14 protein-coding genes and 1 tRNA gene are annotated in these 15,942 nt (G+C 58.2%); 13 read left to right on the plus strand and 2 right to left on the minus strand.

Annotated elements, in window-relative coordinates; all coding sequences use genetic code 11:
• Positions 1 to 7: 7 nt before the first annotated feature.
• The 4 genes from ACWJ62_RS11035 (at position 8) to ACWJ62_RS11050 (ending at position 5,728) form a co-directional block, all read left to right on the plus strand.
• Positions 8 to 655, plus strand: a complete 648-nt coding sequence (locus ACWJ62_RS11035) for a flavin prenyltransferase UbiX (RefSeq protein WP_449286243.1) — start codon at positions 8 to 10, stop codon at positions 653 to 655.
• A gap of 122 nt (positions 656 to 777) precedes the next feature.
• Positions 778 to 1,917, plus strand: a complete 1,140-nt coding sequence (locus tag ACWJ62_RS11040; RefSeq protein WP_449286244.1) for an acyl-CoA dehydrogenase family protein — start codon at positions 778 to 780, stop codon at positions 1,915 to 1,917.
• Between the two features lie 81 nt (positions 1,918 to 1,998).
• Positions 1,999 to 3,741 carry a protein adenylyltransferase SelO gene (locus ACWJ62_RS11045; RefSeq protein ID WP_449286245.1) on the plus strand — a complete coding sequence of 581 codons (1,743 nt, stop codon included), beginning with the start codon at positions 1,999 to 2,001 and terminating at the stop codon, positions 3,739 to 3,741.
• 103 nt (positions 3,742 to 3,844) lie between these two features.
• Positions 3,845 to 5,728, plus strand: a complete 1,884-nt coding sequence (locus ACWJ62_RS11050; RefSeq protein ID WP_449286246.1) for a hypothetical protein — start codon at positions 3,845 to 3,847, stop codon at positions 5,726 to 5,728.
• A 127-nt stretch (positions 5,729 to 5,855) separates the two neighbouring features.
• Here ACWJ62_RS11050 and ACWJ62_RS11055 read toward each other — a convergent pair.
• A tRNA-Leu gene (locus tag ACWJ62_RS11055) sits at positions 5,856 to 5,942 on the minus strand.
• A gap of 254 nt (positions 5,943 to 6,196) precedes the next feature.
• Between ACWJ62_RS11055 and rnr the strand changes: the two genes are divergently transcribed.
• The 8 genes from rnr to alr all read left to right on the plus strand — a co-directional run bounded on the left by rnr (position 6,197) and on the right by alr (position 14,518).
• Positions 6,197 to 8,773: a ribonuclease R gene (rnr, locus tag ACWJ62_RS11060; protein ID WP_449286247.1), complete on the plus strand. Its 2,577-nt coding sequence runs from the start codon at positions 6,197 to 6,199 to the stop codon at positions 8,771 to 8,773.
• A gap of 15 nt (positions 8,774 to 8,788) precedes the next feature.
• Positions 8,789 to 9,526, plus strand: a complete 738-nt coding sequence (gene rlmB, locus ACWJ62_RS11065; protein WP_449286248.1) for a 23S rRNA (guanosine(2251)-2'-O)-methyltransferase RlmB — start codon at positions 8,789 to 8,791, stop codon at positions 9,524 to 9,526.
• A 245-nt stretch (positions 9,527 to 9,771) separates the two neighbouring features.
• Positions 9,772 to 10,188 carry a 30S ribosomal protein S6 gene (gene rpsF / locus ACWJ62_RS11070; protein ID WP_008176389.1) on the plus strand — a complete coding sequence of 139 codons (417 nt, stop codon included), beginning with the start codon at positions 9,772 to 9,774 and terminating at the stop codon, positions 10,186 to 10,188.
• Between the two features lie 25 nt (positions 10,189 to 10,213).
• Positions 10,214 to 10,444, plus strand: coding sequence for a 30S ribosomal protein S18 (gene rpsR / locus ACWJ62_RS11075; protein WP_007154918.1), 231 nt, complete (start codon positions 10,214 to 10,216; stop codon positions 10,442 to 10,444).
• A 26-nt stretch (positions 10,445 to 10,470) separates the two neighbouring features.
• Entirely contained in the window at positions 10,471 to 11,337 is an 867-nt protein-coding gene (locus ACWJ62_RS11080) for a hypothetical protein (protein ID WP_449286249.1), read from the plus strand.
• Positions 11,338 to 11,357: 20 nt separating this feature from the next.
• Entirely contained in the window at positions 11,358 to 11,804 is a 447-nt protein-coding gene (rplI, locus tag ACWJ62_RS11085) for a 50S ribosomal protein L9 (RefSeq protein WP_449286250.1), read from the plus strand.
• A gap of 231 nt (positions 11,805 to 12,035) precedes the next feature.
• Positions 12,036 to 13,442, plus strand: a complete 1,407-nt coding sequence (dnaB, locus tag ACWJ62_RS11090) for a replicative DNA helicase (RefSeq protein ID WP_148608138.1) — start codon at positions 12,036 to 12,038, stop codon at positions 13,440 to 13,442.
• The gene (alr, locus tag ACWJ62_RS11095; protein WP_449286251.1) at positions 13,442 to 14,518 is read left to right on the plus strand and encodes an alanine racemase; all 1,077 of its coding nucleotides are present in this window, start codon (positions 13,442 to 13,444) and stop codon (positions 14,516 to 14,518) included. The genes dnaB and alr overlap by 1 nt, the downstream gene beginning before the upstream one ends.
• 17 nt (positions 14,519 to 14,535) lie before the next feature.
• Here alr and ACWJ62_RS11100 read toward each other — a convergent pair whose 3' ends face one another.
• A complete protein-coding gene (locus ACWJ62_RS11100; RefSeq protein ID WP_053114594.1) occupies positions 14,536 to 14,892 on the minus strand; it encodes a hypothetical protein in 357 nt (118 codons plus the stop codon).
• Positions 14,893 to 15,041: 149 nt separating this feature from the next.
• Between ACWJ62_RS11100 and ACWJ62_RS11105 the strand changes: the two genes are divergently transcribed.
• Complete coding sequence (locus ACWJ62_RS11105; protein ID WP_449286252.1) at positions 15,042 to 15,920, plus strand: SDR family oxidoreductase; 879 nt, start codon at positions 15,042 to 15,044, stop codon at positions 15,918 to 15,920.
• Positions 15,921 to 15,942 lie beyond the last annotated feature (22 nt).

Here is a 15,942-nt window from a genome sequence, read left to right on the forward strand (position 1 = left end):
GATATTCATGACCAACGACCATAACCGGCCATCAACCGTTAACCTGGCCTTCACCGGCGCGTCCGGTGCGCAGTATGGCCTGCGCCTGTTGCAGTGCCTGGTGTCAGCGGGTTGCCGGGTGAACGTGATGGTCAGTCGGGCTGCGCAAGTGGTGATCGCCACGGAAACCGATCTGAAACTGCCGGGAACGCCGCCGGCGATGCAGGAAACATTGTCTGCCTATGCCGGCGCAGAACCGGGGCAGGTTCTGGTGTTTGGTCGGGAAGACTGGTTTGCACCGCCGGCTTCCGGCTCCGGGGAGAAAGCGCCACTGGTGGTCTGCCCCTGCAGTACCGGCACTCTCTCGGCCCTGGCGACCGGTGCCAGTAACAACCTGATCGAGCGGGCCGGGGACGTTGCGCTGAAAGAGCGTCGTACGCTCATTCTGGTTCCCAGGGAGGCACCTTTCTCGGAGGTGCATCTGGAGAACATGCTGAAGCTGACCCGCATGGGTGCCGTCATCATGCCGGCGAGTCCCGGCTACTACCACAAGCCCCAGTCGATCGAGGATCTGGTGGATTTTATTGTCGCCCGTATCCTCGACCATCTGAATCTGCCCCAGAACCTGATGCCCCGCTGGGGCGAAGCCCGCGCCGAGGACAAGCGCAAGGGCTGAGGCTGCTCGGGGCGATGGTTTTGGCCAGCCCGATTGATGCTTTTCATCATTGAGCAAACCGGGCTCCGGGCAGAGACTTGGTGAACGACAATCACTACACAGGTTATTCACCGAGGTTCACCATGATTCCACGCACTCTCTTCGACGCCGACCTTGAAGGCTTTCGCGATTCTGTCCGCAAGTTCCTGGAGCAGGAAGCAACGCCGTACCATGATCAGTGGGAGAAAGACGGCCAGGTTAGTCGCGAGCTCTGGCAGAAAGCGGGTGAGCTTGGCTTCCTTTGCCCATGCTTGCCGGAAGAGTTTGGCGGTGTTGGCGCGGATTTCCGGTACAGCGCGGTGTTGATCGAAGAGGTAGCCAGGGCCGGCTTGACGGGCATAGGCTGGGGCCTGCACTCTGACATCGTTGCGCCTTACGTGCTCAACTACGGCTCCGACGAGCTGAAAAATTACTATCTGCCCAAACTGGCCAGCGGCGAAATGATTGGCGCCATTGCCATGACGGAGCCGGGTGCCGGCTCGGACCTGCAGGGCGTGAAAACCACGGCGGTGAAAAACGGCGATCATTACGTGCTGAATGGTTCCAAGACCTTCATCACTAACGGCCAGCTTGCTGACGTGGTTATTGTTGTTGCCAAGACCGATCCCAAGGAAGGCGCCAAAGGCATCAGTCTGTTCATGGTGGAAACTGCGTGGGAAGGTTTCGAGAAAGGCCAGAACCTGAACAAAGTGGGTATGAAGGCCCAGGACACCTCCGAGCTGTTCTTTCAGGACGTAAAAATCCCTGCGGGAAATTTGATTGGCCCCGGGGAAGGCCAGGGGTTTTTCCAGCTGATGCAGGAACTGGCGGCAGAGCGTCTCCAGGTGGCTCTGGGTGCTGTGGCCGCGGCTGAAGCTGCCTGGCAGTGGACCCTGGATTACGTCAAGGAGCGCAACGCTTTCGGCAAGCCGGTGATTGCGTTCCAGAATACACGCTTCAAGATGGCGGAAATGAAGGCGGAAATTACCGCTGCCCGGGTGTTCACCGATCGGTGCCTGGAGCTGCATCTGGACAAGAAGCTCGACATCCCCACCGCGGCGATGTTGAAGCAGCTCACCACTGACCTGCAGTGCAAAGTGATGGATGAGTGTGTTCAACTTCACGGCGGTTACGGCTACATGTGGGAATATCCGATCGCACGGGCCTGGGCGGACTCACGAGTGCAGCGGATCTACGCCGGCACCAATGAAATCATGAAGGAAATCGTTGCCCGTTCATTCTGATTCTGGCCCCGGGGCCTGGTCATAAGGGCAATTGAGGGCAATGCTGGCACTGCCCGTTTCCTTTGATCAGGAGAGGCACAGATGAAACAGCCGTTGTCGCGAGAAACCGGTTTCGAGGTAAACAGCCTCGAAGAACTTGCACCGATGGCCGACTATTCGCTGATGGATCATCTTACCCCTGATCCTGACGCCACGCCCGATGGTGTTGACCATCGGCCGAGGCAGGTCTTTTCGGGGCACTATGTCCCGGTCAGGCCCACGCCCATCGAGACCCCTGAATACGTTGCCCACAGCGAGGATTTGTTCCGCGAACTGGGCTTTGCCGACAGCCTGGCCCAGTCCGACGACTTTATCCGGATGTTCTCCGGAGACCTCTCGCTTGTGCCTGAGCCGATGCGCAAAGTGGGCTGGGCCTCTGGCTACGCGCTTTCCATCTACGGCACCGAATACACCCAGCAGTGTCCGTTTCAGACCGGCAACGGTTATGGCGACGGTCGTGCCATTTCGGTGCTCGAAGCGGTTATCAACGGTCGGCGCTGGGAAATGCAGCTCAAGGGTGGCGGACAGACGCCGTATTGTCGCGGTGCAGATGGACGCGCCGTTCTGCGCTCCAGCGTCCGTGAATTCCTGGCGCAAGAGCACATGTACGCCCTGGGTGTGCCGACCTCGCGATCACTGAGTCTATATGTCTCGAAAACGGAGAGGGTGCGGCGTCCCTGGTACTCCGAGGGCTCCCATTCCCGGGATCCCGACCAGCTCATTTCAGAGCCGGTTGCCATTTCCACCCGCGTTGCCCCTTCCTTCATCCGGGTTGGCCAGCTGGAGCTCTTTGGTCGCAGGGCCAGAAAGCAGGAGCACCCTCGAGCGATCGAAGAACTCGAACAGTTGGTGCTGCACCTGATTGATCGGGAGTACAGCGGGGTCATTGACCAGACGCTCGCGACTCCTTCGAAAGTCGTCATGCTTGCACGGGAGTTCCGCGGCCGCCTTGCCTCGCTGGTGGCAAACTGGATCCGAGTCGGCTATTGCCAGGGCAATTTCAACAGCGACAACTGCGCCGCTGGAGGCTTCACGTTGGACTACGGGCCTTTCGGCTTCTGCGAAGTGTTTGAGCCGTTTTTCCAACCTTGGACCGGCGGCGGGCAACACTTTGCTTTCCTGAATCAACCGGCGGCAGCCGAGCAGAACTTCAAGAGTTTCTGCTCGGCCCTGCGGCCTCTGCTCAATGGCCATGAAGACGAACTGGCTCAAATTGACGAGATTCAGAAAGGTTTTCCGGAGGTGATGCAGGCGGAAATGCAAAGGATGTGGTCAGCGAAACTGGGGCTAAAAGGTTTTGACGTCGAACTCTTCCGGGAGCTGATGATGCTGATGACCCGAACCCCGGTCGATTACACCATTTTCTTTCGTGAGCTTTCGTCGATACCCGACGACATTGAGCCAATAAAAAAGAGCTTCTACAGGTCACTGGATGAAGCAGATGGAGCTGATTCGGAAGGGCTGCTCCAGCGCTGGTCCGAATGGCTTGCCAAGTGGAAATCCCAGATTGGAATCGGCGGCGCGGGCAATGGTTCCCAGCTCCGCGAGGAGCTCTCCCGAGACATGAAACTCGTGAACCCGAAATACACCATGCGCGAGTGGTTCGTGGTTCCCGCCTATCAGCAAGCTGCCGAAGGTGGTTACCTGCCACTGAGGGAACTGCAAAAAGTATTGATTCAACCCTATGCTGAGCAATCGCATGGGATTGAGCATCGCTACTACCGGCTGAAGCCCTCCGAGCTGTTCGATCTCGGCGGGTTTTCCCATTACAGCTGTTCGTCCTGACCTGTTACCAAACTTTACAAATTGCCAAACCTATCAAGGTCTCCGATCACCACATCCCCTAAAGTAGCGGCACAACCTCTAACAAGGATAAACGGTTGCCGCGATGAAACGCCTGATAGGTTTCTCTGTGTCTGTTCTCTCTCTAGCCCTGGCCGGTTGTGGCGAGGAATCCGATGAATTGCCCGTGGACGGGCGGGATTTTGATGGTGTGGAGTACAGTGAGCCGGCGCCCTACACCGGCAAGGTTATCGACGGATACCTGAATAACGCCCGAGTCTGGCTGGATATGGATGGCGACAGCCAGTTTACGCCGGGGCCACTGGTCATCGAACTGGGTAACGGGGGAGAAGTCACCCTTGCCTCGGGTGAGCCCACGGCAATGAGCGGTACCGGTGGCCGCTTCACAATGGACATCTCGGAGCTGGTTCTACCCCCTTCCGTGGGCCCGGACCTGGATCCCAGGGACTATCCGTTACACGCAGTCGCCCTGCCGGGCAAGACCCTTGAGGAAATGCGCAACGGCGAGGTGCCGGTAGCCAGCGCCTATCTGATGTCGGCACCCCCCGGTGTTCGCAATATTACGCCACTGACAACACTGGCCCGTTACCGGGGTATCGTCGGGCTGGGTTCGTTCCTGGAAGCGTCATCTGGCGTTGCTGCCAGCCTGGCAGACCTGAATCTGGTGCGGGATTATATTCTCGCCCAGGACGACCGCTCACACGCCTACGCCAGGGCATTGGCAAGATTTATGGCCAGCCAGATTCCCGAGGCTTACAACGACCTGCTGGCAGCAGAGGGCAGTGACGGCACGGAGCGATTCCTGAGCAGGGAAGCGGCGTTTCTGCTGGGTGTCTCTCTGGTGCAGAATGCTGAGGATGTTATCGCGGTAGTCGATGCCGCCGCTCAGGGTGACTTCGCCAATGTCGATGTCGACGCCCTGACCCTGCCCGAAGTGGATGTGGAATTGAGCGATCCGGTGCTGCTAACCAGCCAGAAGGTATACGCCGAGCCTTCCAACCAGGACACCCTGCCTGCCAATCGCTCTGGCCTGCAGATCTCTGCCGAGCTGGCCTTCGATTACAGTGAGAGCGGGCGCCTGCTATCCGTCTCGGCGAATGGCTGTCTGTCACCTTCCCTGCCGGAGTTGGCGCGCCTGATCGGTGTAAATGGCTATATGGCGAACCTGCAAACCCAGTGGTTGCCCTCCGCCGCACTGTCGGAGCAGAGCCGCTTGAATTTCGATGAAGAGGGAGCGGATGAGCGTCTGATTTTCGACTGGGACAACCGCCGTGCCTATTTCGAGACCAGTACCACCTGTCATCAGTATCGCGGGATTACAGCGGGCTCGACTGAACTCGGTGGTAACCCCGAGGTTACCTACAGCTGGACAAAGGACAGTGGTGAGCTGGCAGAGCTGGTTGCAGAGACTAGCGGTGGCACAGCTCGAACGCTGGTTCCTGAAACCGCAAATTCGTCTTCCGTGTTTCCCGGTTACCGGATTGCAGAGCAGGGCGGTGAGGTGGAGGCTGTAACGTTTGCGGCCGGCATCAGTAACTGTAGCCCGCAGGAGGATGCCGCGGACGCAAATCAGGCTGTAACAGGCGTTCAGGCGTACCAGTTTTCGGGCTACGATCCTCAGCCCGAGGGTTTTACCGATACGGTTCTGGAATTCGATCGCAGGGAGTTTTCCGGCCCGGAGCAGCCCGATCTTCGGCTCTTGCGATACGGATTTCTCGATCCGGATCTGCTCCAGCTGGCCCGGGTGAGCGGCGATGGCAGTTTCGAGTGGGCCATGAATTACCCGGTGGCGGATGGGCCAGGCTTTGTGGCTGAACAACCGAATCTAATTCGCGATGCCTACCTTAAATCATACAATACGGGTGGTGACTGTGGCCGCGAGTTCGAGGGCGTTCCCAATTCCGCTTATGCGCGGGTGGAGTATAGCTACCAGCGTTTGTCTGAGTATCTGGTTGGATTGCTGGAATAGGCAATATTGAGCCCGATTCTTTTCCTGGCTGCAGGCAACTGGCAAAGGAGCTACGGGAATTAGATGTGATTCGACGGGATCTGGAATGTGGCCGGCTGGCCAATTCGCCACTTCCTGGGGGAGGAAGTGGTGCCGAGGAGAGGACTTGAACCTCCACGGGGTTGCCCCCACTAGCACCTGAAGCTAGCGTGTCTACCAATTTCACCACCTCGGCAGGTGATTTGCAGTTCTGCGTTTAGTTCGTTGAAAACTTGGCAGTTCTGCCGCAGCTGAGGTATTGCCCCTCAACCGATGGCGCGTACTTTAATAATTCCGGAAAACGGTGTCAAACGTTTTTTATCAAAAACCTTGAGTGGTATTTGTGCCTATATTCTTTGTGTGGTTAGGCACTTCCTTTATACCGGCGTTATACTCGGGATCAAATTCAATTCAGACACACCGCATTACGGTACCAGGACAAGGACACGAATGGCTTCGAGAAAAAAGACAGACAGAGATCCGCACGCAGGTCGTGAAGCAGAAAAATACGACAATCCGATCCAGAGCAGGGAGTTCATCCTCGAGCACCTCAAGGAGCGTGGCGCCCCGGCGACACACGAGACGCTTTGTGACGAGCTCGGACAGAATTCCCCGGAGGGTATCGAGGCTCTGCGTCGGCGTCTGATTGCCATGTGTCGTGACGGTCAGCTGATCTGTAACCGCCGTGGGGCCTACCTTCCGATTGAGGAGGCCGAACTGGTCGCCGGCAGGGTGGTTGGTCATAAGGATGGTTTCGGTTTCCTGATCCCTGACGACGGAGGCAGTGACCTGTTCCTCACCGCCCGGCAGATGCGTCAGGTTTTCCATGGTGATCGGGTGGCTGCGAGGGTCGATCGTGTCGATGATCGCGGCCGGCGGGAAGGTGTGATCGTTGACGTTCTGGAATATCGGACCAGTCAGACGGTGGGACGTTTCTTCCAGGAAAGCGGGATCAGCTTCGTTGTGCCGGAAAATGCGCGGATCAACCACGAAGTACTGATTCCCCAAGAGAATTGCGGCAATGCCCGCCACGGCCAGTACGTGGTGGTGGATATCGTTCGCCAGCCCACCGTGCGCACCCAGCCATTGGGTAAGGTGGTCGAGGTCCTCGGGGAGCACATGGCGCCGGGGATGGAAATCGATGTTGCCATTCGTTCCTACGACATTCCCCATAGCTGGCCGCCCGCTGTCGGAGAGCAGGCGGCAGAAATTCCGGAAGAGGTCACGGAAAAAGACAAGGCCAACCGGAAGGATATCCGCAATCTCAGGCTGGTGACCATCGACGACGAGACGGCCCGTGATTTTGATGATGCCGTGTATTGCGAGCCAAGGCCCCGTGGTGGCTATCGCCTGCTGGTTGCGATTGCCGACGTTTCCCACTATGTCCGGCCGGGTACACCGCTGGATGAAGAGGCGGTTAACCGCAGTACGTCGGTCTATTTCCCGGACCACGTTGTGCCGATGCTGCCGGAAAAACTGTCCAATGGCCTGTGTTCGCTGAACCCGGGGGTCGACCGCCTCTGCATGGTGGCCGATATGACCATCAGCGCCGCGGGCAATATCAGCAGCTACAGCTTCTATCAAGCGGTCATGTTCAGTCATGCGCGGCTTACCTATAACAAGGTAAGCACCATGCTGGAGCACCCGGACACCGAACAGGGCTACAAGCTGTGTGAGCAATACGCCAATGTTCTCCCGCAGCTGCACAATCTCTACGGGCTCTACCAGTTGCTGCGCAAGGCCCGCACCGAGCGTGGCGCAATTGATTTCGAAACCACCGAAACCAAGATTGTGTTTGACGCCGACCGGAAGATAGAAGAGATCGTGCCGGTGCAGCGGAACGACGCCCACAAGATTATCGAGGAGTGCATGCTGTGCGCGAACGTAGCGACAGCGCGATTCCTGAAGAAGCATAAACTGCCGGCCCTTTACCGGGTGCATGATGGCCCGTCGGAAGAGCGCCTCAATGCGGTCCGGCTGTTCCTGGGCGAGCTGGGCCTGCAATTGGGTGGTGGTGATAACCCCACGTCTGCGGACTACCAGGAACTGCTGAACAGTATCAAGGACCGCTCGGATGCCAATGTGATCCAGACGGTTATGCTGCGCTCACTCAGTCAGGCGGTCTACAGCCCGGAAGAGGGCGGTCATTTTGGTCTTGGTTATGCGGGTTATGCCCACTTCACATCGCCGATCCGACGTTACCCGGACCTTATCAATCACCGGGCCATTAAATCGGTAATCCACGGGGGGCAGGCGTCCAAGGACGTTATCGTGCCCCCGAAAGCGGATCCGGAGCTTTCCGAGTATCCCTACGATATGGCCCGGATGGAGCAGCTGGGTGAGCACACCTCGATGGCAGAGCGCCGTGCCGATGATGCTACCCGGGATGTCATGGCCTGGCTGAAGTGCGAGTACCTCAGTGATCATGTCGGTGAGGAGTACGACGGCGTCATTGCGTCCGTTGTGCCTTTCGGTTTCTTTGTGGAGCTTTCTGGCGTCTACATAGAGGGGCTGGTGCACGTGTCGACGCTCAGCGGTGACTTCTTCCATCACGATTCAGCCAAGCATCGCCTCATCGGTGAGCGCACGGCAATGAGCTTCCGGCTTGGTGATGAGGTGCGTGTGAAAGTCGTTCGGGTTGGAATGGAAGATCGCAAGATCGACCTGGAGCTGATCAGCGAGCCCGTGCATCGACAGGCAGATCGCGACGCGCTCAAGGTTCCAGATAAAGGCGAGCGAGGAAAGGGCAAGCGCGGCCCCGGCAAAGGTGGCAAGCCGCCCGGCAGAACCAGGCCTGGCCAGAAGGGCGCATCACCCGGCGAGCCTGGTCTGAAGCGTCCGAGGAAACGCCCGGCGTCGGCGTCATCGAAGAAAAAGGAGCCTGAGGCCTTCGATGATAATGAAACGCCGTCTGCCAGAGATGAGCTGGTTGCAAAGGCTGCGAAACTTGCCCTGAAAAAAGGCAAGAAGGGCAGTGGCGCTGGTAAAGACGACAAGAAAGCCAAGCCGCGAAAATCAGGCAAGTAACAGGAATCAGAACCAGTGTCCGGAGAGTTTGTGTTTGGCTGGCACGCGGTTGAGGCTGTCCTCAAGCGCGAGCCTGAGCGTCTTCAGCAGGTCTGGATCCAGACCGGCCGGCAGGATAAGCGGGTCAAGAGCATTACCGATACCCTGGACAGTCTGGGGGTGAAATGGAAGGTCGTGCACCGCAAGGAGCTTGATGAGCGGGTGTCCGGTGTTCATCAGGGTGTTGTCGCTGCCGTCAGTGAGAGCCGGGAATGGACGGAGGATGATCTGCTGGCCCAGTTGGCCGGTAGTGACAAACCGCCGTTCCTGCTGGTACTTGACGGTGTGACCGATCCACACAACCTTGGTGCCTGTATGCGCACCGCCGATGCGGTGGGTGTTCAGGCGGTTATTGTGCCCAAGGACAAGTCCGCGTCACTGACGCCGGTCGCCCGAAAGGTCGCCTGTGGTGCTGCCGAAACGGTGCCCTTTGTGCGGGTTACCAACCTTGCCCGCTTTCTGCGTAATTTGCAGGATCAGGGTGTCTGGCTGATTGGCACCGCCGGTGAGGCGGACGCCACCCTTTATCAGGCCGATTTCAAGGGGCCGGTAGCGCTGGTGATGGGCGCCGAAGGCAAGGGTATGCGCCGGCTCACCCGCGAGCACTGCGATCAGTTGATCAATATCCCCATGCTGGGCCACGTAGACAGCCTCAACGTCTCTGTGGCTACGGGTGTTTGCCTATACGAAGCACTGCGCCAGCGGCTTGGTTAACCCTTGCACACAGGGCCTTCCCCGCCTAGAATACGTGACCCCTTTTCTAAGGGGTGGTTTTGTATTGCCTGATTGCAGGCAATACCGGGCCAAGCTTTTGATCAAGCCTTTCTTGTAAAGCCTTATTGATAAAGCAAAAAGAAACCGGCAGCAGCAGCTGTCAACTCCTTGCTTTCATATTTGTCGGTCGCGGGTTCAACGCCGTGCCGGTAAAAAGGAAGCTGTTTAAACCGTAGGGAGAACTCATGCGTCACTACGAAATCGTTTTTATGGTACATCCGGATCAGAGCGAGCAGGTGCCCGCGATGATCGAGCGTTATACCGGCGTCATCACTGAAGATGGCGGCAAGGTACATCGCCTGGAAGATTGGGGCCGTCGTCACCTGGCATACCCGATCAACAAGATTCACAAGGCTCACTACGTACTGATGAACGTTGAATGTTCACAGGCCGCGATGGACGAGCTGACTCACAACTTCCGTTTCAACGATGCAATCATCCGCGACATGATCCTGCGCCGCGATGGTGCGGATACCGACCTGTCCCCGATGAAAGCTTCCGAGTCCCGTGAAGACCGTCGTGGCGGCGATGATCGCCCGCGTCGTTCAGCCGAATCTGACGAGCCACGTCAGCGTGCTGAAACCCAGGACGAAGAAGAGTAATTAACCGGAGTTGAGGAGTTAAGTTATGGCTCGTTTTTTCAGACGTCGTAAGTTCTGCCGCTTCACGGCAGAGGGTGTTAAGGAGATCGATTACAAAGATCTGGACACCCTGAAAGGCTACATCACTGAAACCGGCAAAATCGTGCCCAGCCGCATCACCGGCACCAAAGCACGTTATCAGCGTCAGCTGGCTACCGCTATCAAGCGTGCCCGCTACCTGGCACTGCTGCCGTACTCGGACAGCCACGATAACTAAGTAACAGAAACACAGGACTTGGGACCATGCGTGCACTTGCACAGTATGTAATGCGCGGTCCCTTCCAGGCCGGCGGGGTAGCGGCAGTCACGACTGCAGTGCCCTTGTTGTTCTGGATTGGCGCAGCCGTTGTCGGCCTGGTTATTCTCAGGCTTGGCATCAGTCAGGGGCTCAACATCGGGCTCTGGGCATTACTTCCGGCGCTTGGCTGGAGCATTTTCGGGCAGGACCCGACCGCTCTGGCTGTATTGCTCCAGGTGATGCTCATGGCGTCGCTGATCAGAAACACGCAGTCCTGGGAAAAAGCCCTGCTTGCGGGAAGTTTTCTCGCAATCGTCACAGGCCTGTTGTTGCCTGTGGTCTACCCGGGTTTGCTGGATGATCTGGTCCAGGCCGGGGTGAGCTTTTACCAACAGTACAATGCCGAAATCGCTCAGAGTCTGGGCGATGACCTCGACAGGGTTATCCGGGACACGATGAACGCGAGTATGGCCGGCACCTACCTGGCAACGGGTGTGGGCATGACCATGCTGGCGCGGTCCTGGCAGGCGGGGCTTTATAACCCCGGTGGGTTCCGCAAGGAATTCCATAGCCTGCGGCTGTCGGCGCCGATTGCGGTGTTGTGTGCAGTGACCATGGTGGTTGGCCCGGTCCTCGGGCTGAATTCCATGTTGCTTGCCTGGGCTGCGGGAACACCGCTGTTCCTGGCCAGTCTGGCACTGGTGCACGGTGTTGTTGGTTTGAAGAAGCTCAGTGGGAACTGGTTGGCGATGTTTTATGTAGCGCTGATCCTTTTGGGCCCAAGCCTGATGATTCTGTTAGTGGTTCTGGCTTTTGTGGATAGCTGGCTGGATATCCGGAGGCGTATAAGCCCTGCCGGGCCGGCTGAATAAAGCACGAAGAGGTTAACGAGATGGAAGTTATTCTGCTCGAGAAAGTTGCAAACCTTGGCTCCCTGGGTGACAAGGTGAAGGTTAAGGCCGGTTACGGTCGTAATTTCCTGCTTCCTTATGGCAAGGCTGTACCTGCCACCGAAGCAAATCTGAAGGCGTTCGAAGAGCGTCGCGCCGAGCTTGAGAAAGCAGCTGCTGAGAAGCAGGCTGCTGCCCAGGCCCGTGCCGAGGCCCTCGAGGGTGCTGCTTTCACCATCAGCTCCAAGGCTGGTGAAGAAGGCAAGCTGTTCGGTTCTATCGGTGTGCGCGACATTGCTGACGCGATTACTGCCGGTGGTACCGAAGTTGAGAAGAGCGAAGTTCGTCTGCCGGAAGGCCCGATCCGGGTGACTGGCGAGTACGAGATTGAGCTTCAGCTGCACTCCGACGTTGAAGTAAGCGTCAAGCTGGCGGTTGTTGCCGAGTAAGCCGTTTTCCCGGAAAACGGCGTCGGGGTTTCCCCGGCTCTGGTAATACGCTGGTGGCCTCACCGCCTCTCCGGAGATTGGTGCTGGCCAACCTGACAGGCCCGAACCGCATCTTGCGGCTTTCGGGCCTGTTGCTTTCTGGTATGCTGTTAAGTCCTTGTAACCCCCTCCCATTGCTTCGGCAGGTCGCTTAAACTGTCGTGGTTATGATGTGCAACTGAAGATGTGTTCATGGCCAAGCCCAATCTGAAGCCCGCGAGTACCGATCTCGAAACCAGTCGTATCAAGGTTCCCCCTCACTCTGTGGAAGCAGAGCAGGCGGTCCTGGGCGGCCTGATGCTGGACAATCGCCGGTTTGACGAGATTTCCGAGGTGATTTCGGCCGCTGATTTCTACCGGCAGGACCACCGCCTGATCTTCGGTGCCGTGGAGCGTCTCGCCAGTGAGAGCGAGCCACTGGATGTGGTGACCCTCGCCGAATTCCTGGAGCGGGCCGGAGACATCGAAGATGCCGGTGGTTTGTCCTATCTGGCGGAATTGGCCGAGAAAACTCCGGGTGCCGCCAACATCCGTGCCTACGCCGATATCGTCCGCGAACGCTCCATTCTGCGCCAGCTGGTGGAAGTGTCCGGCAAGATTTCCGATTCGGCGTTTAATCCGCTCGGGCGGAACAGCAATGAGATTCTGGATGAGGCTGAGCGCAGCGTCTTCCAGATTGCCGAAGCACGAGTCAAGGAGGGTTCCGGGCCGCAGGCCATCAACCCCATTCTGGCCAAGACCCTGAGCCGAATTGAGGAACTGTTTGAGTCGGGTGAGCAGACCACCGGTCTGACGACCGGCTTCAAGGATCTGGATGAGCAGACCTCGGGCATGCAGCCTTCGGATCTAATCATCGTGGCGGGTCGCCCCTCCATGGGTAAGACGACCTTTGCGATGAATATTGTCGAGAACGCCCTGATCAGCACCGGCACGCCGGTTCTGGTGTTCAGTATGGAGATGCCGGCGGATGCCCTTGCCATGCGTATGCTCTCGTCACTCGGGCGCATCGACCAGACCAAGGTCCGCGGCGGCAAGCTCGAAGAGGACGACTGGCCCCGGTTGACGTCGGCGGTGAGTCTGCTCAAGGACAAACCGCTCTACATCGACGATACGCCCGGCCTGAGCCCCACGGAGATGCGCTCCAGGGCCCGTCGTATTGCCCGGGAAAACGACGGCAAGATTGGCCTGATCATGGTCGACTACCTGCAGTTGATGCGGGTGCCCGGGAACACCGAAGGCCGGACTGCAGAAATCTCGGAAATCTCCCGGTCGCTCAAGGGTATTGCCAAAGAGCTGAGCTGCCCGGTGGTGGCTCTGTCCCAGCTCAACCGGAGTCTTGAGCAGCGGCCCAACAAGCGCCCAGTCAACTCGGATCTGCGTGAATCCGGTGCCATCGAGCAGGATGCCGACGTCATCATGTTCGTGTACCGGGATGAGGTTTACAACGAGGATACCTCGGACAAAGGCATTGCCGAGATCATTATTGGTAAGCAGCGGAACGGCCCCATCGGCACCATCCGACTTGCGTTTATCGGCAAGTACACGAAATTCGAGGATCTGGCCCACGGCGATTACAGCGACTACGGCGGGGAGTATTGATGCCCCGCAGTACGATTGCCCGGATTGATCTGGACGCCCTTCGGCGGAACTTCCAGACTGCTCGAAGCCGGGCCGGCGGAGCCCAGGTGATGGCCGTGGTAAAAGCCGATGGCTATGGCCACGGCATCGGGACGGTCGCTTCGGCGCTGGATAGCCTGGCGCCGAAATATGCAGTGGCTTGCCTGGAAGAGGCTCGGGCCATTCGGGAAGCAGGTCTGGTACAGCCGGTCGTCCTGTTGCAGGGTGTCCACGCTGAAGCGGATATCGATGAATGCGCCCGGAATGGGTTTGAGCCGGTTTTCCACAGTTTCCAGCAACTGGCGTGGCTGGAACGGCTGGAGGCATCCCCGGCTTTCTGGCTGAAAGTGAACAGCGGTATGAACCGTCTCGGCTTTCATCCGGATGAGCTGGAGGGGGTGATGGGTCGGTTGCAGGCCAGGAGCGCTGATAAAGAGCTCTTGGGGTTTGTCACGCATTTTGCGTGCGCCGACGACCCCGACAGCGCAATGACGACGCAGCAGACTGCGGTGTTCGAAAAGGCCACGTCTTCGTTCCCGGGATTAATGAAGAGCGTTGCCAATTCGGCCGCCCATTTTCGACCGGGCCAGCCGATGTTTGACTGGAGTCGCCCCGGAATCATGCTGTATGGCGGTTCACCAATGGTCGGTACGACCGGTCCCGAGCTTGGCCTGGAGCCTGTAATGTCGCTTGAGGCACCTTTGATCAGCACCCGGGTGGTGCCGGCGGGCGAGTCCGTTGGCTATGGTGCCAGCTGGGTTGCCGATCGGGACACCCGGATGGGCATGGTGGCAATTGGTTACGGTGATGGCTACCCCCGGCATGCCGGCACCAATACGCCTGCGGCGATCAACGGTCAGCGGATAAGGCTGATTGGCCGGGTATCCATGGACATGCTGGCGGTGGACCTCACCAATGCACCCGATGCGAAGGAGGGTGACAGCGTTGAACTCTGGGGTCGCACCGTGGGTGTCGATGAGGTGGCCGCATGCGCCGGTACCATCTCCTACGAGTTGATGACCGGCATCACCGGTCGGGTACCTCGGCAGTATCGGTAGCGTTGCGGAGCGCTTTGTCAGCCCGGTTCCGGTTCGTGAATGATTTCCTCGATAAAGTCGAGAATGGCAGCGAGGCTGCGGTCGTCCAGTTTTTTGAGCACCTTGTGCACGACCATCTTACTGCCCTTGAGCATGCTGCTGATGCCCATTTTGGCCATGCCCATCATCATGCTGCTGGCATGCAGGCGGCGAAGCGGCTCCAGGAAAAAGAAGTCCAGACCTTCTTCGGTCATGTCCACAATCAGGTTGAAGAGTTTGTCGATGGCTTCCTTGTCGGCCTTGCCCCGCTCGCGCAGTTCGCCGACGGTATACAGGGCCCGGGTTCGCAACTCATCAGGGATCGGCGCCACAATGTGGCTCTGTTGTTTCAGCATGACAGTTCCTGTTGTTGTATGCTCTTGAAAGAAATAGCAAAGCATTAAGTTCAGACTGCATCAGTGTAGGCGCCGGAATCCAGAAGCCATTGGCCAGACCGGTTCCGAAATACCGTCACATAAGTGATATCGGGAGGCATTGAATCCTCGTGCATGTACTTGTTGTTCACGATTACGGCCCTTTGGGGAAGGTTTTGCTGGAGCGCTTGCGGGCAACGCACCTGCATGTCAGCCCATTGCTTGTCAGCGACCCCTCCAACGCCGATCTTGATGCACTTGAGAACTGGATTCCCGAAGATACCGACCTGATCGTAAATGCTCTCTGGATGGCCGATCCGGAGGTCGCCGAGAATGATCCTGAGGGCGTCCATATGGCCGCATTCTCGCTACCGGTTGCCATGGCCGAGTTTGCCCGTGATCGTGGTATGGCGCTGCTCCAGCTCTCCTCCTGCTACGTGTTCGATGGCCGGAAGCAAAGTGGGTACATCACGTCCAATCCGGGGCAGCCGGTGAATGAACTGGGTAACTGGCAATGGGAGTGCGAGCAGGCCCTGCGGACCCTGTTGCCACGGCACATTATCCTGCGGACCGGCTGGAGCCTGGCACGGTTCATCCGGAAGGTGCAGGCCAGTACTGCTGCCGGTGAGATACTCTCACTGCCCGGACGATGTCGGGGGCAACCCCTATCGGTCCGTGATCTGGCCCGGGTAATCGAGGCGGTGGTTCTGCAACTTGATTGCGGGGCCGAGGTCTGGGGTACCTATCAGTACGCCGGTGCCGAGGAAATCAATCTGTACGAGCTGGGCCTGGCGATTGCCGGCCTGCCGGGGATTCCCGAAGGTATCCGGGTGGTGGATGAAGTGCCCAAGTGGGGCCATCTTGAGCCGGTCAATACCACGCTGATCTGCACCAAGATCCGCAATACCTTCGGCATCAAGCAGATGCCGTGGCGCTCCGGCCTGATGGATGAGCTGACCATGCTGAAAAAGAATAACGGTAGGGAAGTGGAGGGTGAGCCCGCCGGCTAGTGACAACGGCGGGCAACACGCA

The organism is Marinobacter sp. PE14, from assembly GCF_053566155.1.